The sequence below is a fragment of the Photobacterium kagoshimensis genome (genome assembly GCF_050337045.1).
Classification (GTDB): Bacteria; Pseudomonadota; Gammaproteobacteria; order Enterobacterales; family Vibrionaceae; genus Photobacterium; species Photobacterium kagoshimensis.
Genome location: NZ_JAKJSO010000015.1, coordinates 155,007 through 175,293, shown reverse-complemented (window position 1 = coordinate 175,293; position 20,287 = coordinate 155,007). Strand labels below are relative to the sequence as shown.

The 20,287-nt window shown below is 41.6% G+C and carries 19 protein-coding genes; 3 read left to right on the top strand and 16 right to left on the bottom strand.

The window, feature by feature from the left end; translation table 11 throughout:
- The first annotated feature begins 161 nt into the window (after nucleotides 1-161).
- Together L4C35_RS14260 and L4C35_RS14255 are read left to right on the top strand one after the other, a co-directional pair.
- Nucleotides 162-308 carry an N-acetylmuramidase domain-containing protein gene (locus L4C35_RS14260; RefSeq protein ID WP_428463505.1) on the top strand — a complete coding sequence of 49 codons (147 nt, stop codon included), beginning with the start codon at nucleotides 162-164 and terminating at the stop codon, nucleotides 306-308.
- Complete coding sequence (locus L4C35_RS14255; RefSeq protein ID WP_428463697.1) at nucleotides 238-747, top strand: hypothetical protein; 510 nt, start codon at nucleotides 238-240, stop codon at nucleotides 745-747. Before L4C35_RS14260 ends, L4C35_RS14255 begins: the two co-directional genes overlap by 71 nt.
- Nucleotides 748-833: 86 nt before the next feature.
- On the opposite strand, the gene L4C35_RS14250 is transcribed toward L4C35_RS14255, so the two are convergent.
- From L4C35_RS14250 to L4C35_RS14205, 10 genes are all read right to left on the bottom strand, one after another.
- Nucleotides 834-1,814, bottom strand: coding sequence for a hypothetical protein (locus L4C35_RS14250; RefSeq protein ID WP_428463504.1), 981 nt, complete (start codon nucleotides 1,812-1,814; stop codon nucleotides 834-836).
- Nucleotides 1,814-2,593, bottom strand: a complete 780-nt coding sequence (locus tag L4C35_RS14245; protein ID WP_428463503.1) for an OmpA/MotB family protein — start codon at nucleotides 2,591-2,593, stop codon at nucleotides 1,814-1,816. The genes L4C35_RS14250 and L4C35_RS14245 overlap by 1 nt, the downstream gene beginning before the upstream one ends.
- Nucleotides 2,593-4,425, bottom strand: a complete 1,833-nt coding sequence (locus L4C35_RS14240; protein ID WP_428463502.1) for a hypothetical protein — start codon at nucleotides 4,423-4,425, stop codon at nucleotides 2,593-2,595. The genes L4C35_RS14245 and L4C35_RS14240 overlap by 1 nt, the downstream gene beginning before the upstream one ends.
- On the bottom strand, nucleotides 4,425-5,843 hold the full coding sequence (locus L4C35_RS14235) for a hypothetical protein (protein WP_428463501.1): 1,419 nt from the start codon (nucleotides 5,841-5,843) through the stop codon (nucleotides 4,425-4,427). The genes L4C35_RS14240 and L4C35_RS14235 overlap by 1 nt, the downstream gene beginning before the upstream one ends.
- On the bottom strand, nucleotides 5,843-6,505 hold the full coding sequence (locus L4C35_RS14230; protein WP_428463500.1) for an OmpA family protein: 663 nt from the start codon (nucleotides 6,503-6,505) through the stop codon (nucleotides 5,843-5,845). The genes L4C35_RS14235 and L4C35_RS14230 overlap by 1 nt, the downstream gene beginning before the upstream one ends.
- On the bottom strand, nucleotides 6,505-8,838 hold the full coding sequence (locus tag L4C35_RS14225) for a MotA/TolQ/ExbB proton channel family protein (protein WP_428463499.1): 2,334 nt from the start codon (nucleotides 8,836-8,838) through the stop codon (nucleotides 6,505-6,507). The genes L4C35_RS14230 and L4C35_RS14225 overlap by 1 nt, the downstream gene beginning before the upstream one ends.
- Nucleotides 8,839-8,863: 25 nt before the next feature.
- Nucleotides 8,864-9,217 carry a hypothetical protein gene (locus L4C35_RS14220; RefSeq protein ID WP_428463498.1) on the bottom strand — a complete coding sequence of 118 codons (354 nt, stop codon included), beginning with the start codon at nucleotides 9,215-9,217 and terminating at the stop codon, nucleotides 8,864-8,866.
- A gap of 114 nt (nucleotides 9,218-9,331) precedes the next feature.
- Nucleotides 9,332-10,447: an HNH endonuclease gene (locus L4C35_RS14215; RefSeq protein WP_428463497.1), complete on the bottom strand. Its 1,116-nt coding sequence runs from the start codon at nucleotides 10,445-10,447 to the stop codon at nucleotides 9,332-9,334.
- Entirely contained in the window at nucleotides 10,447-11,160 is a 714-nt protein-coding gene (locus L4C35_RS14210) for an OmpA/MotB family protein (RefSeq protein ID WP_428463496.1), read from the bottom strand. The genes L4C35_RS14215 and L4C35_RS14210 overlap by 1 nt, the downstream gene beginning before the upstream one ends.
- 3 nt (nucleotides 11,161-11,163) lie before the next feature.
- Entirely contained in the window at nucleotides 11,164-12,915 is a 1,752-nt protein-coding gene (locus L4C35_RS14205; protein WP_428463495.1) for a hypothetical protein, read from the bottom strand.
- Nucleotides 12,916-13,286: 371 nt separating this feature from the next.
- Here L4C35_RS14205 and nagA point away from each other — a divergent pair, with 371 nt between their 5' ends.
- On the top strand, nucleotides 13,287-14,423 hold the full coding sequence (gene nagA / locus L4C35_RS14200; protein WP_428463494.1) for an N-acetylglucosamine-6-phosphate deacetylase: 1,137 nt from the start codon (nucleotides 13,287-13,289) through the stop codon (nucleotides 14,421-14,423).
- A 113-nt stretch (nucleotides 14,424-14,536) separates the two neighbouring features.
- On the opposite strand, the gene L4C35_RS14195 is transcribed toward nagA, so the two are convergent.
- The 6 genes from L4C35_RS14195 to L4C35_RS14170 form a co-directional block, all read right to left on the bottom strand.
- Nucleotides 14,537-14,989, bottom strand: coding sequence for a dCMP deaminase family protein (locus L4C35_RS14195; protein WP_428463493.1), 453 nt, complete (start codon nucleotides 14,987-14,989; stop codon nucleotides 14,537-14,539).
- A gap of 210 nt (nucleotides 14,990-15,199) precedes the next feature.
- Entirely contained in the window at nucleotides 15,200-15,412 is a 213-nt protein-coding gene (locus tag L4C35_RS14190; protein WP_428463492.1) for a DUF2986 domain-containing protein, read from the bottom strand.
- A gap of 117 nt (nucleotides 15,413-15,529) precedes the next feature.
- Nucleotides 15,530-16,417, bottom strand: coding sequence for an aspartoacylase (locus tag L4C35_RS14185; protein ID WP_428463491.1), 888 nt, complete (start codon nucleotides 16,415-16,417; stop codon nucleotides 15,530-15,532).
- An 81-nt stretch (nucleotides 16,418-16,498) separates the two neighbouring features.
- Nucleotides 16,499-18,103, bottom strand: coding sequence for an ABC transporter ATP-binding protein (locus tag L4C35_RS14180; RefSeq protein ID WP_428463490.1), 1,605 nt, complete (start codon nucleotides 18,101-18,103; stop codon nucleotides 16,499-16,501).
- 6 nt (nucleotides 18,104-18,109) lie between these two features.
- Nucleotides 18,110-19,132, bottom strand: coding sequence for an ABC transporter permease (locus tag L4C35_RS14175; protein WP_428463489.1), 1,023 nt, complete (start codon nucleotides 19,130-19,132; stop codon nucleotides 18,110-18,112).
- Nucleotides 19,132-20,220, bottom strand: coding sequence for a microcin C ABC transporter permease YejB (locus L4C35_RS14170; protein WP_428463488.1), 1,089 nt, complete (start codon nucleotides 20,218-20,220; stop codon nucleotides 19,132-19,134). The genes L4C35_RS14175 and L4C35_RS14170 overlap by 1 nt, the downstream gene beginning before the upstream one ends.
- Nucleotides 20,221-20,287: the final 67 nt, after the last annotated feature.

Sequence of the window (20,287 nt, the reverse complement as noted above, 5' to 3'; positions counted from 1 at the left end):
AGCTCGATCCTTCTCATTGTATTCAGTAAAATAAAGTATCATGGAAATATAATTCACCGCGTAGATAAAGTAACATATCAAACCAGATTAACGATATTTAACACTGTAGAAGACTTTGTATCTGTATATATAAGTCAGAGAAAAAACAACTCGATGCTTTCTTGGCGTTCATAGTAAGCTGTGGATTGAAAAAACACCTAACCGAAAAAAACTGGGCGCAGTTTGCCAAGGGCTATAATGGCTCTGAATATAAGAAAAATAAGTACGATACAAAACTTGCAGAGGCTTATAAAAAACATGCATCGTAAAATCACTCTTACTTTAATCACTACCGCTTTAATGTCTTTATCACTTGGCACATCAGCTAAATGTGAAACTGAGGTTTTTTACTGTCAGTCCAGCATACCTGCCGATGTTGAAGTTTTACTATGCTTAGAAGACAGTGCACTAACACTTGAAAAATTTAATTTCGACGATAACATTTCACTAAGTGAGTTTGAACACTCAACATTTGAAAAAGGTAGTTACCACAGATCATTAGTTAATGAGAATACTTTATTTTTAAAATCTCATAATAAAGTGTCAAGTTTAACTTTCACAGAATACAATAGTGCTGAACTAGGAGAAGATACTCGAGAGATCAGCATAGAGATTGATATAGAAAATAAGAAACAAAAAATAACCTGTAACAATAAAAGTTTTAGCCGATTATCTGAAATTGAAGATACTATTGAGCTATATAATTAACAAGTTATTATTAAGTATAAGCTAAAACCTTTTATTTGATTGATAATATTTTAGCTTATACTGCCAATGTGACTCATTCATTAGCTCTAAATGTAATCTTTCCAACGGGGCATATAATTGACAGATGTTTTTAATAAACTAGCTATTCGATATTGCCAATAGCCAGCACTGCTAAACTTATGTTTCTGTGGTTTTTCGGTAAACATTGAATGAATATGACTTTCAATTTGTGAATAATCTTTTGGCATATCATAAATGACCATCCCATTACAATTTGAACGTTCTAATATTAAATAGTTTCCTATACGAAAAACCATAGACGGTTGTGTTTTATTTTCTTGTTTTCGCAATATAAAATTATCGGAACTAACATCTGTAAAGTTGTTGCATGACGCGACTAACCATACATGCTGAACATGACCTTTCACGAAATAATTGCGCCAGAATTTATTTCTTAGATCAACAGACGTTTGTTCTAAGCTGGAGTTTACATTTTCTTTAGAGCTATCTATAAAAGCATTAAAACAATTTAATAGTGAATGTGCCCTATTTATCAATAGATTTCGAGCCCATGCGCCCTTAGCTCCGATTTCACTCTGAAAACTGAGCATATCTTTATCTAATTTTTTCCACCGACGATTATCAACTGGCGCAACTAGACTCTCTGTATCAGCCAATATTTGGCTAAAAGGGTCATACGTTACAGCTTTTGATTTTTTTTGTAGCTGCTCAACTAACGTTTGGGCTGCAATAGCGTCTGGTCGATTCTTAAATAATTTAAAAATCTGATTCCATGCGTCATAATTAGCGAGTAAGCCTTTTCTTTTTTTAGGCTCATCCGGAAAAAGTACCCAAGGTAAATACTGCTGTTGCGTACGAGAAACCGATAATGTATTTAGCTCACCGATTCTAATTTTTCGGTCAAGATAGTCCTCTAACGTAAATAACACCTCTTCAGAAGGTGAGTTGGCCGGTGAAAATAACTCTGCGGTAATTTTATCTCGCCAAGTCGCCATCAGGCTAGTTTCTACCACTGTAGGTCTTGCGCAATCATTCATTTTCATCATTATAAGTTCCCTTCTAACGCTGCTTGGGTTTCTGTTACTGAAGGGGGCGTCATGATGAAACGAAAATCTATTCGACGATTAGTTGGATCGTTAGTTGGCTTAGTATGAGCATGGCCAGGTACTGGGCGGCCTTCACCGTACCCACTAACACTTATTACTGGCTGCGCACTATTATTGAGCATTGCAGCCAACATAGATTGCTGTTCTGTTACTGCACGATAGGTAAACATGGCACGATGTGCCGAGAGCTCCCAATTATCTCTGAAAATTTTGGCTAACCGCCCACCAATAGGTACATTATCTGTATGCCCTTCAATGAAAACCGAATCTATTTTCCCTTGAGTCTCGGGGAGACACATCCCATTTTCAGGCTGGTTAAGACCATAACAAGGTAGAATGCTTGCTAGCACCTCAGCAACCACTGCTAGCCTCTCCATTTGGGTACGATTCAGGCTAGCCGAACCAGTATCAAATCGAATTGCATTTTCATTTAAACGCAATACACCATGCTCTTGATCAATTTCAACTTCGACACTTTTTTTGGCCATTGCTGCCTGCATATCGGTCAGCATTTGACCGCGCATGACGTTATTTTCATCTAGCTTATCTAATACTTGCGTCAACTGGCTCATCTTTTCTTCATGATCACGCGAGGCAACCAAAAAGTCGACAACAAAAATAGCTAAGGTAATAATGAAAATAAACATTAAGCCAGACATGATATCGGCAACCGACATCATATAATTTGACTCTTCCGATTTCGATTTAACCAAGAACACTACGCAACCTCTTTAATATTAACAGCAGCAATGTCTTGTACTGTAGTACGTAGCTCTTTTGTTGCTTCCACAAGGTTTGAAGTGATCTCTGCTGAATATTGATCCAACGATTGCATGTAATTATTTGATTGCTGGGTATAATCTTCTAAGCCACTACGTAGTCCATCAAATACATGCTGCAAGCTTCGTTTCATTTCAGCACTGTGCTCTGTTTGAGAAGCCATTGTTTGCTTGAGCGATTCCATCGCTTTATTAACGCATTGAGTATTTTCAATGTTCTTATTGGCTGCTTCATTTACTGAATCTAAAACAATTGAATAGACTTGTGCTGTTTCAGAAGCTTTGTCATTTGCATTAACCAAGCTATCACTAGAACGATTGAGCTTAGCGACCATGTCACTTAGCTGTTCGATTGAGCCGTTATTTAACGATTGTAAACGCCCCATCACTTCTATATTACCTGCAACTTCTTGTGTCATTTTCTTTAGCATTTCAACTGTCGTTGGGAACTGGCTGAGTAGGCTGCTCATGCTTTCTTCTGTAGTTTGAATTCGGGTTACAAAGCCTTCTACGGAAGAGGTCATACTCGAAGAAATATCGTTGATCATTGCAGGTAAAACTTCTGCGGTCATGCGCTCAACTTGCTCGAATGTGGCTGTTGTTGCTTGTTGTGAAGCAAGCTGAACTTGCTCACTAATAGCAAGGTGCGATTGTTCTATATCTTTCATTACATGGCGGAAATTATCGATTACCGCTTGTACACGCTCATCTTCACGTTCACCCATTCCATTAACTGTATCAACCAATTGATTTGTTACTTTTCCGAATGAGTCTTCAATTGTATGCGTTAATTTTTCAGTAACCGACTGCATGCGTTCTTGGCTATCAGTAAAGCGAGTGATGTTCCCTTCTAAACGATCATTCATTTTACCAATGAGCTCACCTAACATTTTCAATTCGGAACCCGCTGACTCCAAGAGTGTCTCTCTGAACTCTTTCGATACACGTGTTATCGTTTCGTCTGTAATACGTTGCTGATCAACCTGAAAATCAGCTAGTGCTTGAGTTTGTAACTGGGTTGCTTGTAACTGCATTGCAGCAAGTTTATCTGCATCAACAAAGTCGATGTGTGTCGCTAAAAAATCGCTAAATTCCTTAACCGCTTTTTCTAACTTGTAGAACTGTGCCTTTTCAAATACAGAGAAAATCATGGAAAGTAACAAACCAACAACTGACGTTGTAAAAGCAATACTTGCACCGCTCAAGAGTGGGTTTAGAGATTGCTTTGCTGCATCTATATCACTGGAGCTCAAGCCAACCGCCGCTTCACTGATCCCTATCATTAAGCCGACGAATGTAAACAACAAACCAAGCCCTGTGAGGATATTTGGGGTTGATGTATACATGCGGACGTTCAATTTAGATTCGACAATATTGCTGCTATTAAATAGCGACTTGACCTGCATCGTATTACGCAATGCCGGTGCCTGCCCTTTGCTTAATGTGTAATCCACACCCGGGAATTGCATACTACGCTGATATTCTTCCCATGATGCTTTTAAACAGTCTGTTGCTGCTATTGCCGCATTCATTTGCTCATAATTTTGATAAGCTATCGTTGATGCGTTTGGCTGCCAATCTAACTCGACTAGTTCACCATCTTCATCATATTCAGCACGATGAGTTAAACTTTTTAAGGCCACATTCACCGAAGTTAATTGCTTGAACAGTTTGCTTGTTGCATTAAAAAGATTGACTGCGGCAAGCACTGCGATAATCAAAATAATGATGCTGAAAATCAGCGTCATAGGGTCTTGGAATATTGTTCCCATTAGCAATTTCTACCTATTTTAAAATACTTACTTTTATCTAAAACTCGGCTATAGCGTCGCTCTAGCATTGTATTAACTTGATCTTGCTCTTTTGTCTGTATAGGTGATGACCATGCCCGAATACCTTTGTTATGAACGATGCCAAAACGCTGCAAAAACTTCACTAGCCGCTTCTGCCAATAATCTTTGTGGTCATGAATCCAGTTAGGCGTTAACCTCGCAATATCATGGCCATCAAGTAACTCCTGACCAAATAGGACCGCTTCCAATGCTGGTGTTTTCTCAAATATACCCAAATCAAAATCAGTTCCTCTGAAGCGTTCAATTAAGAAATAACTTCCCGTATCGAAAATGCAGATTTCACTTTGTTCATTAACAGTGTCGTAAGGCATAACCGTTACACGAAATTGCGAAAGGTTACATTCACGCTCTAGCAGGCGCTCAGAGCGATGAGTTAATAAGAAGCGTACCCTTTTAAAGGCATCGCTGTAGTCAGCCCAAAAGTTAGTTCTCATTAGTAGATTACGCGCATGAGTTTCTATCAGATTTGGATCTACAGAGGTTTCACTTAACTTTTCAAATAAGTATTTAACTGATTTAAAATCTATAACGTTATAAAAGCTTTTCAGTTTCAGTTGTGCTTCCGAGCTCAGAGCATACCAATAGGTATCTTTTCCTTCGGGTAAGCATCGCTTCTGCAACCAGCAATCAAATCGAGTTCCGGCTTCAACATAACTGACTCTAGGTAATAACACCTCTAACTGAGCAACGGTTTCTTCATGCGTAAGCTCCGCTTGACATTTTAACCACCAGCTTAAGTCTTTAACCGAAGGAGCGTTGGGTAACACCTGCGCCGCTAACTTATAGATATCGATGATGTAGCTGGACTCCTTGGTATAACCAAGTTGCTCTACATAATTTCGAATAGTGCAGTGCTTCGCCAGACCTATTCGAGCACAAGTTAACAAATCTTGCTGATTCAGAGCCCTTACCCATGCGAACCGCTGTTTATCTATATTTAACTTTAATACTGACACATTCGATGGCATTGCGGAGGTTATTGGCTCAGCAACGGATTGATAGCCTCTCTCTAACCCTTGCATCATTTTAGAGAGCAACATATTCACTAATTTGCTGTCTTTTAGGATATAAGACCAAATCAATTTGATAGCGCCTGAACGTTCAGCAACACTCAGCTGGGCAAATTCTTCATCACGGCTAAAAATGATCAACCACTCGATATCTCGCAGCGCTCCTTTTTCACGCAGCCTTTCTATAAGCTCAACTAAGGATTTATCGCTAAATGTAAAACTATCCCCTCCACTTTGCTCTATACCTCCTATTGGCGGTACAACACTGGCTATCGCAAGTTTTTCCGGCAATGCTGGCGCAGGGAACCACGCTCGTGATTCACTCATTACGGCTTACTCTGCTTTTCTTTTCTGATAAGTTCCGTTAAGTCATGGCTTTGGAATTCAAATCTGAAAATTACTTTTCGGTTCTGCTTAGCGGTTAATTCAGGATCTGCATCTAAATTGCCACGGCCAGCAGGAAGAACCTTACGCATAAACTGGCCTTTGTAATGGAATATCATTGTATCTAGCTGATTAATTACTGCTTCTGCACGGCGAACACTAAGAGATAAGCCACGCTTTGGTGCTTCATTCTTATCTGCATGACCTTCAATGACTAGATAAAGCACTTCATCTGATATTTCCTGAGACTGGAAAATAACTTGGCTATATATCGGGATCAGTTTTTCTAAGAATTTTTTCCCTTGAGGTTTTAACTGATATTTCCCGGCATCAAACTCAAGACTTTCCGTTAATGAAAGGCTGCCAGTTACTGGATCAATGACTGAATGAATGTCCGCTTTATAAAGACCTTCTTGTAAACCTTCGATGATGATAACGCGGTTATTCTTTGACTGTTCTTCATAATCAAGAAGCTGTGCCAAGGTTGTTATGAGTAGCAAGATGAACACCATCAATATCCCTGCCATCATGTCACTGATTGATAGCCAAGTACCTGTTTGATCGAGCTCATCTTGAGCTGGTTGGACATTAGTGGTCGAGTCCATTAGCTCACCTCAGATTTAACTTTCGTTGTATCTGATATTTTGGCTGCATCTGAAATGGCTTTGTCCGCTTCTTCTTTTGCTGTAATAAAAAGCTCAGCTGCACGATCTAAGCGGTTATAGATGCGAGAAGACGTTGCATCAAAGCTTGCAAAATATTCAGATACAGACTTGTTTGCTCGCTGGAAGTAATCGTCCATTTCTGGACGCATTTTTTCTGCAACCAAAGTAAACTCGGCAGCTGCTTTGCTAAAGGACTTGTTTAGAGAATGAACTTGACGACCAAGAGTCTGTTCGACAAGCTGTAACTCACTTAAAGAAGTCGCTCTATCTAGACCTATAGCTTTAGCCATGGTTTGAATTCTTTCTGCTGAGTCAACTAGTTGCTTGTATTGAGTATTCAATTCAGTAATCAGTTCACTACGTTTCTTGTATTCATCAGCAAAGACGTGTTTAAACTTATCCACCACTTCGGTTAAGCCTGATTTCTGATTTTCCAGAGAATTATCTAAAGCGGTATTCTGTCTGTCGAAATAATCAGAAAGGTTCTCTTGATATTCATCTCTGAACGTTTTTAGTTCTGTTTGTACCGTTTGGGACATGTTAGAAACTTTGCGATCAATATCGCCTAAACCATTTTCTAGCTCAGTTTTGGCCGTACTCATTAACAGAGCCGATTCTTTTCCGACTGTCGACATTGCTTCTGCTTGTTTTTCAAAAATGGTACGTGATTCTGAGACCATAGTGGCAAACGCTGTCGTTTGCTCTTTAATCGACTCGTTACCTAGCTTAACGATGTTTTGCACTTCACCTGTAATTGAGTTCAGCGCTCGAGTACTATTAATTGCAAATTCATTTAGCGACTTATCCATTGAACCAGCAAATAGATTTAACTTCGTTAATGTCTCTTGTTCAAAGCTTTCAATAGCTTTAGTCGCATTCGCCATTTCAACAACTGTTTTGACTACACTTTGGTTTAACTTGTCGCTGACCTCAGCAAAACCTGCTACCACTTTATTGGTTTCTGCCAGCTCTTGAGTGATTGGCGTAACGACCTTTTCACCCATGACTTCAATTAAGTGTATAAACTCATTAGATCTTGCTTTTGCTAGTTTCTCTATGCCTTCCGATACAGTTTGAACGCTTTGGTTAATTTCTGTATTGGTTTGATTGCTGATATCCACTTCGGCAAGTACTTTCGCCAACGTTTCTTCACTAGACTTAGTCGACTCTGAAATACTATTCAAAGCGCTGTATGCCTGATTGGATTGATGAATGATAGGGGCTGTTACTGAATCTTGAAGAGCAGATTTTATCTCTTCAATTGTTAAGGTCTGCTGTTGTATTTTCTCACTGTCATGCATTTCGCCCAATAGTTCGACCACTGTGCCAAGTGCATTATTTGACTGATTAACATCACCTGCTATTGTCGAAAGCTCTGAGGTAATTGGAGCTGCTACCTCAGTTCTAAGTACCACGTTTATTTGTTCACCAATTAACGATGCGAGTTTACCTTCATCAACTTTGTTCTGTGAAATCTGCTGAGATAAAGACAACTCGACTTGAGCGACCTTGCCTTCTAAACGAGTAAATAATGCCTCAGAAATACTTTGAAACTCTGTTGCCGTCAATGCGCTAGGCTTGTCTGCATTTACTTTTAGTGCATGAACAAGTTCAGACAAATCTTGCTGTTCAGATTGGTTGCTAGTGGCATGATCCAATAGACCATGCAATAATTCGTTCGAAGAGCTTAACTGTACTTTGCTTTGTAGTACCGCTAAACATTCGGCCTTTCGAGCAGCCTGCTTTGCCTGAGCAATGCTAAAGCAAACCATAAAGACACCACTCGTCCCCATACCAGCGATAGACGTAAAGAAAGCGGTTTTCATACCAGCCAAAAGTTCTTTTGCCTGATTTGCAAGTTGGGAGGCATCTTCCCAGCCACTGCCTAATTGATAAAGACCTATACTAATGCCGGTGAATGTTCCCAATATACCAAGCGTTGTTAATATCGCTGGTATAGCCTTTAAATCCGACAAACTCGGTACTGGTAACATTTGTTCAATCGGTTTACTCAGTAATAACCGACCATGCTTGTGAACAAGAAACTGCCCTGTTTTTTTTGATTCCAATACACAAACCGTATTCGCTATTTGTTTGGACTTAGGTTGAAGCGCATCGATATTGCTGCCGAACATACTGGCGAGTTGCTCACAAGCTTGGTAAAAACTCATCAGTTCATTAGTGTATTGGGAGGACTTTAACTTAAGCCAATACATTGAAAGGCCAAAAACCAACGCTATCAATACGTAAAAAGGGATATCAACAAAAGACATTTAAGGTTCTACTTTATGTTAGAGACTAAAATTTGGGTTGAATGGCGTGAAGGAGCTCTTGTTCGGTAAGCAGTTCTTTAGCTAAGCGTGCGGGTAAGTGCTCTGCGTTCCATTTTTCGTCGCCATCGGATGTGATGACGATATTGTCACCAAAGCGGACGCTATATACGAGTTCATTAGACTCGCAATCTAAGTCCGGTTTTAGCCAAACTTTATCGGGAAAACTGCGCAACAACTCGAGTTGCCAATTGGCCTTTTGAAATTGAAGTCGCTTGGCAATAACACTATTAATTGCTGTATTTGGGTCTTGCTGAGCGACTTTCCATGCGCGGTTGATACTGGTAATCCTGTCCACCAGCTGATGTAAGTCGTATGTCAATTGCACAACCTCAGAAACAAAAAAGATTTAATATGATACCAAGTTATTAGGCAACCCGCACCAACTGTATCACATTAAACCTTATTCATTAGCTCATTGGCTTAAAATCAATCTTTAGCAATAATAACCTTCACGACCTTGTTCCAAGAATTGTTGCGGTCTTACCACTCGCCAACCTATTCTTACTGCGTTTTCTATGTCACTATCGGAAATAGCAATACCAAACTTTTGAGATGGCCAAGCTAACTCTAATGTAAAACCTTCTTCCAATTCACAATGAACTATAGGTAAATCCTGGCCGAAAGTTTTACAACTCTGGAGCACACCTTCAACACCAGGATCGGCAAGTGCGATGATTTCGCTCCAAGTAACAGCTCGATTGAGAATGCCTTGTTTTCTTCTTAGAGTATTGATTCTCTTTCTTTCATCATGTTTAGGGACTAAATGATCGTGATAATTTTGCTTACTGTGACAATCAAAGCAAAGGGCTTTTAAGTTGTCTTCACTGTTATCCGACTTAACACCATTAATATGATGAGTATGTAATAGTACTGGTTGACTACTTAGATCAACATGGCATTGCTCACACTGGTAATTTTTAGATTTACGGTAACGGGTAGTTATACTCAGCCAATCAGGGGTGTAATCTGAGGACGCTGTATCTGCATGCCTCGACGGTGTACTACGGAAGAATGAACTGTAAGTTTTAAAAAACTCTGCCATGCTGAATGAAGCAAAAATACCCTGACGATTTCGCCCACTAGCATAGCCTTTATAGTTCAATTCACTGAGGCAGAATTTGCAGACTTTAAGCTCAGCTTCTCCTTCCATGAGCTCTTGCAACTGGTAATCTTTCCCTGCAATGGGAAAACGGCCATCGGCACGATTAGTTACGACGTAACGCTCGAATCGCCCTTCGGTTCGCATGGACTTCAGCTTAGTGCAGTCCGCAACGTGATACTTATTTCCACTTTTCTCCGGGTTTGCTAATGCCGCACCAATACGGCCACCATGATCCTTGATATACAGCAGGATCTGGCGGCCCTCGTAGCTGAGGAAGCCATTGTCAAAGTCAATTTCATCCGGTGAGACTTCAATACCATCACCTAGTTTAATGTCAATGGGTTCGCGTTCATCAGAAAGCGCTGTAGGCTCAAACTCGCGAAAACTTGTTACCCCCATTTTCATCACCGCACCAAACAGCGCTGAAAAATCTACATTGATCTTCATCAGCGCTCCAAAATGGTTCGAATCTGGGTTTCTGCGTTAGTCACAACACGAAACGAGACACGTCGGGAACGTTGCTGATCTTCCTTTCCATTCTCTCTGTAAACCAGTTTTGAAGAGGCGTAACCAACCGCTGCCACATGAGCTTTTACCCAATCGTAATAATTTGTACGAGTCATTTTCTGTGCCATCACATAATGGAGCACTCTACGGGTTCGATTTTGAGACAATGCCATATTGTTAAAATAGGCTTCGCTATCAGTAGAGTTGGCATTCCACATGCTTGATGTATGGCCTTCGAGACGAACGGATTCGATGCTGTCTTTGAAACCGTTTAGCACGCCAAGATAACGGGGAAAGAAGTCATCCAAAATATGCTTAAACTTCTCCGTTAGTCTGGCTTCACCGTTAGCAAACAGCACTTCAGGCGCTGTGAAGTTAAAACTCAGGGTTTCCTTATCAATTTCTGCGCCCCATGACTTGAGGTCTTTATTGAACTCCTCGACCAAAGCCAGGTAAAGAGCCTGCTGTTTTTCCTGATATGTTACGGCTACTTCTTTGATTTTATCGCGCTCTAGCATGGCGTCGCGCATCAAGGAGATAGAGATAAACATAAACACCATCATCAGCCCTGCCATCAGATCAGAAACTGACATCCATTGTTCACCGCTCTGCTGCCCGGCAGCAGATGATGAACTACCAAAAATCTTTTTCATTGATTACATCACCCGACCAGAACGTACAACGTTACCCATCTCTTGGGTCAACACCTGATAATCACTAGTAAATTGCTGAGTTACCTGAGTAAGCGCTTTACCCATTTGCTGAACCGTACGAACAATCTCCTGCTGCATCTCTTGGTCCAACATGTCAACTTTTTGGTTTACTGCATCACCAGTCGCTTTTACCGCATTATCAATTTGCCCACTCAACCCTTCCAAAGAAGCTTTAGTTTGCTCTGTCTGCAACCTAAAGACTTCACTCAAGTTCTGCTCTAAGTTACGACGCATTTGGTCAAAGGCTTCTTTTACTTCAGCTTGCACATGACGTGTATCTTTAACTAACTCGTGATTCGCATCTCTGAGCACTTTTGAGGTTTCCGCTGAATCTTCCTTAATCCCTGTTACCGTAGCACGCATAACGTTATTCAGATCACTCATACCGTCTTTGAGTTCTCTCTGAATCTGTTCTGCAGCGGTAGTTAGTTCGTTGTTCATCTGTCTCATATTGGAAGAAGCCAGTCCTGCGTTACTCTCAAACGACTGAGAAGCCTCTGACAGTTTGCCGCCCATATCGTTGGCACTTTTTATAAGCTCAGATGAAATCTGTGTCGCACCATCCTCAAGGCTTGTTTTCATGGCTTTGATGCTGGTTTCGGCATTTTCAGTAAAGCCTGATATAACCTTTTGGGATTCAGCAAGCATCTGGGTGTAATGCTCTGATGCTCCATTCACTGACAAGCTAATATCACCCATAACTTTATCAAGCTGAGTTTTAATTTCCGGCATGGCACTGACCGCCTGATCGCGGAGTTCTTTAAATGCTTCCAGACGCTGTTCAAGTTCAGTAACCTGGCGGTGGCCCAAAGCCATTACCTGTTGCAGCTTTTCCATACTTTCAGGAATACTTTCTGCCTTCTCAGCAATCTCTGAAACGGATGTTTTTGCGGTAGCAATCGCTTCCACACCAAGACGATATTTTTCCGTCATATCTTCGAGCTGAGTTCGGTAGTTTTCCTGCCAGTCCACCAGTTTTTTCACCGACTCATCCAGACGCTTGAAGTTCTGACCAAACTGCTCCGTAAGGTTGTTATTGAAGTCTTTAATCACGTCTTTCAGCGCGTTGATCACCTGCTCTGTTGCAGACTTAGAAAGCAGCTGACCGAACTCTTCCATCTTCTGCCACAATGTGTTCTGAAACTGTTCACTCTGCTGTTGCTGTTTTTCAAAATGGTTTGCAATTGCGCGGTTTCCATCAGCAATATCTGTGCGCATATTACGAATTTGAGAGGTCAGGGAGGCATCTTCACTGCCTTTTATCGCTTTCAGTAACTCCCGGGAAGCATCTAGTTGGTGAGTCATAACTGCTAGGATTTGCTCCGGGCCTACTTCCCCTGATACTTCCTCATCATACCTTTCAAATATAGGCGAAAATGCTTTATAAACAATCGAACACAGCATACCAACAAGACTGGTTAAAAATGCAGTTTTAAGCCCGGAAAGGAGCGCTCCGATACTGCCATCAATATCATGTGGGTTAAACGCCATAAGACCAACAACGATGCCTGCAAATGTCCCTAATATCCCCAATGATGTAAGTAAGTTAGGTGTATTAGATGTAAATATCCGAGCTTTACCTATCAGAGATAAAACAACAGAAAAAAATGCAGATAAGATTATTACTACAATAAAAGTGTTTGATATTGCTCCAGCACTGCAAGCTGCAATCGAATTGGCTAAATATTCGGTCATAAAAATTCAAATACAAATAAAGATACGATGTGAAAGCATACCATTAAATGAGTAAAAATCACTCTTAATACTTATTGCCAGACGGTGCCTATTTACCAAAATCATAATTAAAATTCATTCCTCCCCTGTTTTCAGATAATAACCCTATAACCAAGATCAAATTGCCTATACGTATGATTAACAGCAAAATCACGCTCAAGCATTGACCTTCCCTTGTCTTCCTAGTATCTTATTTTTTATTGTGAATTAAGTGGTTTTCTCAATGTGCATTTTCACTCATAAGCACTGAGCAGATCCCAAAGCTTCTATAATTTAGATTGAGTTACCAATCAGCCTTTCGTTTGACTGTATTGGTCGATAAGGAATATGCCATGCCTCTACGTGCTATCACCAGTGTCGATGTTTTCGATGGAAACAACATCATTACAAATCAAGCTATCATCCTTCAGGGTGATGAAATCATTGATGTATTGCCATTAGATCAAGCCACGCTTCCCGATGTTGTGATTGATGGTAAAGGCGCACTAGCAACTGCGGGATTCATTGATATTCAAATAAATGGTTGTGGTGGCGTTTTACTTAATACCGATATTCGCAAAGCGACACTTGATACCATGAATGCAACCAATCTACGCCATGGTACGACTCAGTACTTACCAACCTTTATTACTAGCCCTGAAGCGCCAATGAAAGCCGTTGTGGATATGGTTGCAGGCATTGCTAACCCAGCAGCAGAAGGTGTCTTAGGTTTACATCTTGAAGGGCCGTTTATTAGTAAAGCTAAAAAAGGGGCTCACCAAGAAGACTGTATTCGTAAACTTGATGAGGCTACAGCACATTACCTCGCCGATAACGCAGCGCACATCAGTGTTATCACACTTGCGCCTGAAAATACCTCACAGCAAGTTATCGATATTCTAACTTCGGCAGGCATCACAGTATCATTGGGGCATACCAACTCTACTTATGACGAATGTGCAGAGAAAAGTGGCCTTACCATGGCGACGCATTTATATAATGCGATGACGCCATTAGGTTCGCGAGAACCTGGAACAGTCGGCTATATCTTCGATCAAAAACCACACGCTGGCATCATTGTTGATGGTATTCACTCTTCGTACGCATCGGTACGTATTGCTCACCAGCAGTTAGGCGAAAAGCTATTTATGGTGACAGATGCGGTTAACCCAGCAGGTACCGATATGACTGAGTACGATATGGCTGGCACAAAAGCCTATGTTACTGATGGAAAATGTCACTACGCTGACGGTACCATAGCAGGTGCTGCTATCACTATGATTGAAGGTGTGAATAACCTTATCAAGTATGTTGGCGTATCAAAAGAAGAAGCGCTGCGACTGGCGAGCCTTTACCCTGCGAAAGCATTAGGTATCGACGATCACTACGGCAAAGTTGCTAAAGGGTATAAAGCTAACATCACCTTACTCAATAATGATCTTGCTGTTACCTCTGTGTTCCAGATGGGAACAGAGCACAACTACAGCTAATAAACTCAATCATCATTCTGCTTGATTGATAGTTGAAAACTAAAAACATAAAAAAAAGAGAGTTGCTCAGGCGACTCTCTTTTTATTTGAATCTTGGTTCGTCCTAAATAAGATTAAGGCGCTTCTTGCAGCTCATCGATTGGTAACCAGTCCACGTTGACATTCGCTTGTTCAAACATATCTTGGCTAACTTTGATCTTTTCACCCCAGCGAGATAAAAAGTCTGCACTTTGCTCAGGGCAATGAACAGCAGTAATGCCCGTTTGAATAATCTTTGCGGCACAGTTCGGACAAGGAAAGTGGGTTACCCAAATTTCACAATCATCCAGATCACGCTTAGCAAAAAGAATGGCATTCTCTTCTGCATGTAGCGTTTTCAAGTACTTCATATCACGATCGTCTGTCTCGGCACTATCCGAAATACCGTGCGGGTAACCGTTGAAGCCAACAGATACAATGCGGTTGTGCTTGGTGATAACCGCTCCTACTTGCGTAGAAGGGTCTTTACTCCAAGAGGCAACCAGTTCAGCCATCTGATTAAATCGTATTGCCCACTTTGAAATCATTTTCTTCCCCACTAAAACACGTTTTATATTTATATCGCGAATCGATATGTTGGCATTTTTAATCTCATTCCATCAGGTATTCCCTGACAAAAATTAAAAATGCCACCACACTGCGTTGCTTGTTATTTCCTTGTCGTACTTAAACGCTCAATAAATCAGTGTCACTCAACGAGCGGCTCGTTAAGTGACACTAAAATATCGAATTGACAGTTATTCTGCGTCGGCTTTAGACTCAGAATCTACTTCTTCAGTCACAACTGCGTCAGTTTGCGCTTCGTTTTGTGCAGCCAGAGCTTCTTCTTGCTCCATTTTTGCACGGTCAGCCTTTGAGATATAGCGAGGCTTGTTGCTTTTATGAAGCTTAGAGTTAGCTTGTTTCATCCTTTTTTTAAGGATCTGGTTCACTTTCTTTTTACGGTTCATGGTGTCAGCATTCGAGTAATATTCGTAGCTGGCAATTATATACGTAACTACGCCTAAGATGCGAGGTCAATCACGGAAATGCTCGCGAATATGCATTAACTAAGTCACTGCTGAATACTAATCTACATTTACGATGATTTTTGTAGCTAATGACATAGCCAGATTATTATCATAGTAAGCGGCTTCATTGATGAAATGCGGATAGGCAATGTAATCCCCTTCCCAGAAAATTTCTGTCCCATCAAATAAGGTAAATATTGGGTCGCCATCTTTTAATGGTTTAAAGTCACCGTCTTGTACCGAGTGGTGAACCATACCAGCACGTTCCCCCGCATCATCGAGCGGTAGCGATAGGGTTTCGGTATATTTGAATGCTTCGTAAGTGTCAGGTAACGCAGGCAATTCGTCTTGGTTATGCAGCTCAATAAAATCGAGGATATGCTTGGTCATATTTGCCATCCAATCAAGCACATCTTGACGGATAACGGACTGAGGCTGCGGCCCTATTTCAACAATCACCCCTTGTGGGCTAATTGAACTTAAGAAGAAGTGTTCTTCAACTGTCGCATGATCTTCAAAGACCACGACGGCTTCAGGCATTCGCTGCTTAACATAAGCGCCCATCTGGCGATTAAATAAATCAGCCTGTAATAAAATCAACGAAGGACCCATGTTACTGGTGGTGTTGTGTAAATCGATTATAAAATCAGTTCTTGCATTCCCTTTTGGTCCAAGCTGTTGATTCAGCGACTTCGCAAGACATTGTTCATAGCCACGCAAGTCATAATTATTCAAATCTTCATGGCTAAACTGGCGGTTTAAATCAAAATCGACATAACGTTTATTTTGTTCATGGGCTTTCACGTTCGCAAATACCGTTTCCGTTGAAAACGAACTGCGCGAAATAGCCTCTGGCTGCTTATTCCAATAACGCTGCAGGTAAACACCCGAATACTCGTTACCATGTGTGCCACCAACAATCGCAACCGTTTTGATCTTATCCATTTAACTCTATCCCTGTAAAACCTTGAATACTTAAGGTATATCACCTTTAGCATTTAAACGATACAGCTAAAATAAGAATAATCATGCAATTTTATCCACCGCAGATAAGCTGACTAACTGCTGAGTATATTCGTGCTTTGGATCGGTAAATAGTTCTGCCGTTTCCCCGTGCTCAACCACCTCACCTTGACGTAGCACCAGAGTGTAATGACACAGCGATTTCACTACATTTAAATCGTGACTAATGAATAAATAACTCAAACCATACTTTTGTTGTAGCGCTTTAAGTAAATCTAATACTTGCGACTGCACTGTTCTATCGAGGGATGATGTCGGCTCATCCAATAAAATAAACTCTGGCTTTAATACTAATGCGCGCGCAATCGCAATCCGCTGGCGCTGACCGCCAGAAAATTCATTGGGGAAGCGGTGACGAGTCGAGACATCAAGCTCAACTTCTTCCATTACTTTACAGATCGCGGCATCTTCTTCATCAGGCGACAGCTGTGCATGAACCTTTAGCCCCTCTCCGATAATTTGAGCAACAGACATTCGCGGATTTAACGCAGAAAAAGGGTCTTGGAATACTACCTGCATTTTATGACGAAATGGCAACATTTTCTTGCGATCTAGCGCGGAGATATCATGCCCATCAAATTGAATAACACCTTCACTTTCAAGCAGCTTTAATACCGCCATCCCTGTTGTTGATTTACCGCTGCCACTTTCCCCTACTAAGCCAACACTGTGCCCTTTTCGTAAAATAAAGCTCACATCTGTAACTGCTTTTATGTGCGCAATGGTTCGTTTAAGAATCCCCCCTTTAATCGGAAACCATACCCGAAGATCGTCAACTTTGAATAAAGGCTCAGACTGCATATCAACGGGAACGGGTGAACCTTTCGGATCAGAATCAATTAACTTCTTCGTATAAGGATGGCTTGGGCTGGTGAATATTACCTGTTTATCATCTGTCTCGACCAAGCGGCCAAGCTGCATCACTGCAACCCTATCGGCAATTTTACGAACGATACTCAAATCATGGGTAATAAATAGCATTGCCATGCCCATCTCTTGCTGCAAACTTTTTAGTAAATCAAGGATTTGAGCTTGTACTGATACATCTAACGCCGTAGTGGGTTCATCGGCAATCAGTAATTCGGGCTCATTGACCAATGCCATTGCTATCATTACGCGTTGACGCTCGCCACCTGATAACTCGTGAGGATAAGCATTTAAGCGCCTTTCAGGGTTGCGAATACCCACCTTGTTTAGCCAAATCAGGGCATGCTGTTCAGCTTGCTTAGGGCGTATACCTCGATGAATGGCTAATGTTTCGCACAACTGGCGACCTATTCGATGTAAGGGATTAAGTGACATCATAGGTTCTTGGAAAATCATCCCTATTCGGTTACCCCGTAACCCTCGCATTTTACGCTCGCTACAGCTCAGCATATCTATGCCGTCATAATCAATGGTGCCGCTTAAGTAGCGCGCTGTTGCTTGAGGTAATAAGCGTAAAATAGCGTTCGCGGTTACTGATTTTCCCGACCCACTCTCACCCACCAGCGCCAAGGTTTCACCACGCTTAATACTCACGCTAACATCTTGCGTCACTTGATTTACGTCTTGCCCTCTAGCAAACCCGACCGATAAGTTGTTTATTGTAAGTAATGGCTCTGACATAACCGATTATCCTTGCTGATGAGGGTCGAAGGCATCACGTACTGCCTCACCGATAAATACAAGTAGGCTTAGCATGACAGACAAGACCGCAAAAGCAGAAAGCCCTAGCCAAGGCGCTTGCAAGTTGGTCTTGCCTTGCGCAAGTAGCTCGCCGAGTGAAGGCGAACCTGCTGGAAGACCAAAACCGAGAAAGTCGAGCGAGGTTAAGGTGGTTACTGAGCCACTTAATATAAAAGGCATCATGGTCAGTGAGGCCACCATGGCATTTGGCAGCATGTGCCGTAAAATAATCCGGCTATCACCCACTCCCAGCGCTTGTGCCGCACGAACATAATCGAAGTTACGACACCGTAAAAACTCCGCTCGCACGACGCCAACCAGCCCCATCCAACTAAACAACACCATAATACCGAGTAACCACCAAAAATTTGGTTCTACAAAGCTGGAAAGAATAATCAGTAAGAACAGCGTGGGCATACCAGACCATACTTCAATAAAGCGTTGCCCCATTAAATCTAACCAGCCACCGTAATAACCCTGACATGCCCCAACAACAACACCGACTATGGTGGAGATGATCGTTAATGCAAAACCAAACAAAACCGAGATACGAAAGCCATAAATAATACGAGCAAGCACATCTCGCCCTTTATCATCGGTACCAAGCCAATTGACCGCATCAGGTGGCGATGGTGCGGGTCCTGCTAAGTTGTAATTGATGGTGTCGTAGCTAAAGTGAATGAGCGGCCAGACCATATAGCCTTGCTGCTCTATCAGATCGACAACAAAGGGATCGGTATAATCCGCCTCTGTGGCAAACTCACCGCCGAACTCAGTTTCTGCGTATTGCTCAACAACGGGGAAATACCATTGTGAATCAAAACTAATCAGCAAAGGTTTGTCGTTCGCAATAAGCTCAGCAAATAAACTCATAATGAATAACACCGAGAAAAGCCATAACGAGAAATACCCCCGTCGATGAGCTTTAAAACGCAGCCAGCGCTGCTGAGTTAATGGATTCATTGCCATTAGCGCGCCTCGAAATCAATGCGGGGATCCACCAAGGTATAGGTGATATCAGAAAGAATATTCAGTAATAGCCCGAGTAGAGTCATGATATAAAGCGAGCTAAAAACCACAGGGTAATCACGCTGGATAGTCGATTCAAAACCAAGCAAACCGATACCTTCCAGCGAAAACATCACCTCTATCAACATAGATCCAGTAAAAAACATACTAATAAAGGCGCTTGGAAAACCCGCGATAATGATCAGCATTGCGTTACGAAACACATGGCGATAGAGAATGTTATTTTCGTCCAGCCCTTTTGCTCGCGCTGTCACCACATACTGCTTATTAATTTCATCAAGGAAGGAATTTTTCGTCAGCATGGTCAATGTGGCGAAACCGCCTATCACCATCGCCAAGGTTGGCAACGCCAAATGCCAGAAGTAATCACCAATTTGCTGATACCAAGTCAGTTGCTCCCAGTCTGGCGACACTAAGCCGCGTAATGGAAACCAGCTGAAATAATTGCCACTAGCAAAGAAAATAATCAGCAAGATTGCAAACAAAAAGCCAGGAATAGCATAGCCGACAATAACAACAGCACTACTCCAAATATCAAAGCGTGAACCATGATGAATAGCTTTAGCGATCCCCAAAGGAATGGAGACCATATAAATGATAATGGTACTCCACAGTCCCAGCGAAATAGAAACAGGTAACCTATCGATAATAAGATCGATAACATTGCCTCCTTTAAACAAGCTATCGCCAAAGTTAAAGGTGGCGTAGTTTTTCAGCATATCAAAATAGCGTTCGTGCATTGGCTTATCAAAACCAAATTGCTTTTTGATGGCTTCAATCACTTCTGGGTCTAACCCTCGAGATCCTCGGTAACCCGTTCCTTGCTCCCCGTTACTGTCATCGAGCGACACTTCCTGACCACCACCAGAAAAACGCTCCATAATACCAGATGAATGTCCCTCCAATTGTGCAACCGCTTGCTCAACGGGGCCACCAGGGGCAATCTGAATAACAAAGAAATTGATGGTGATGATTGCCCACAACGTTGGGATAACTAATAACAATCGTCGAAGAATATATGCTGCCATATCATCTTGTTGCTCACATCGGTGACCAACACTCCTTATGATTATTTTTGCTTCAGTGCGTAGTCCT

What these genes read in the sequence shown, in the direction of transcription:
- L4C35_RS14255 (WP_428463697.1), top strand. Translation starts at nt 238, where the DNA reads ATGGCTCTGAATATAAGAAAAATAAGTACGATACAAAACTTGCAGAGG.
- L4C35_RS14250 (WP_428463504.1), bottom strand. Translation starts at nt 1,814, where the DNA reads ATGATGAAAATGAATGATTGCGCAAGACCTACAGTGGTAGAAACTAGC.
- L4C35_RS14240 (WP_428463502.1), bottom strand. Translation starts at nt 4,425, where the DNA reads ATGGGAACAATATTCCAAGACCCTATGACGCTGATTTTCAGCATCATT.
- L4C35_RS14235 (WP_428463501.1), bottom strand. Translation starts at nt 5,843, where the DNA reads ATGAGTGAATCACGAGCGTGGTTCCCTGCGCCAGCATTGCCGGAAAAA.
- L4C35_RS14230 (WP_428463500.1), bottom strand. Translation starts at nt 6,505, where the DNA reads ATGGACTCGACCACTAATGTCCAACCAGCTCAAGATGAGCTCGATCAA.
- L4C35_RS14225 (WP_428463499.1), bottom strand. Translation starts at nt 8,838, where the DNA reads ATGTCTTTTGTTGATATCCCTTTTTACGTATTGATAGCGTTGGTTTTT.
- L4C35_RS14215 (WP_428463497.1), bottom strand. Translation starts at nt 10,447, where the DNA reads ATGAAGATCAATGTAGATTTTTCAGCGCTGTTTGGTGCGGTGATGAAA.
- L4C35_RS14210 (WP_428463496.1), bottom strand. Translation starts at nt 11,160, where the DNA reads ATGAAAAAGATTTTTGGTAGTTCATCATCTGCTGCCGGGCAGCAGAGC.
- L4C35_RS14205 (WP_428463495.1), bottom strand. Translation starts at nt 12,915, where the DNA reads ATGACCGAATATTTAGCCAATTCGATTGCAGCTTGCAGTGCTGGAGCA.
- nagA (WP_428463494.1), top strand. Translation starts at nt 13,287, where the DNA reads ATGCCTCTACGTGCTATCACCAGTGTCGATGTTTTCGATGGAAACAAC.
- L4C35_RS14195 (WP_428463493.1), bottom strand. Translation starts at nt 14,989, where the DNA reads ATGATTTCAAAGTGGGCAATACGATTTAATCAGATGGCTGAACTGGTT.
- L4C35_RS14190 (WP_428463492.1), bottom strand. Translation starts at nt 15,412, where the DNA reads ATGAACCGTAAAAAGAAAGTGAACCAGATCCTTAAAAAAAGGATGAAA.
- L4C35_RS14185 (WP_428463491.1), bottom strand. Translation starts at nt 16,417, where the DNA reads ATGGATAAGATCAAAACGGTTGCGATTGTTGGTGGCACACATGGTAAC.
- L4C35_RS14180 (WP_428463490.1), bottom strand. Translation starts at nt 18,103, where the DNA reads ATGTCAGAGCCATTACTTACAATAAACAACTTATCGGTCGGGTTTGCT.
- L4C35_RS14175 (WP_428463489.1), bottom strand. Translation starts at nt 19,132, where the DNA reads ATGGCAATGAATCCATTAACTCAGCAGCGCTGGCTGCGTTTTAAAGCT.
- L4C35_RS14170 (WP_428463488.1), bottom strand. Translation starts at nt 20,220, where the DNA reads ATGGCAGCATATATTCTTCGACGATTGTTATTAGTTATCCCAACGTTG.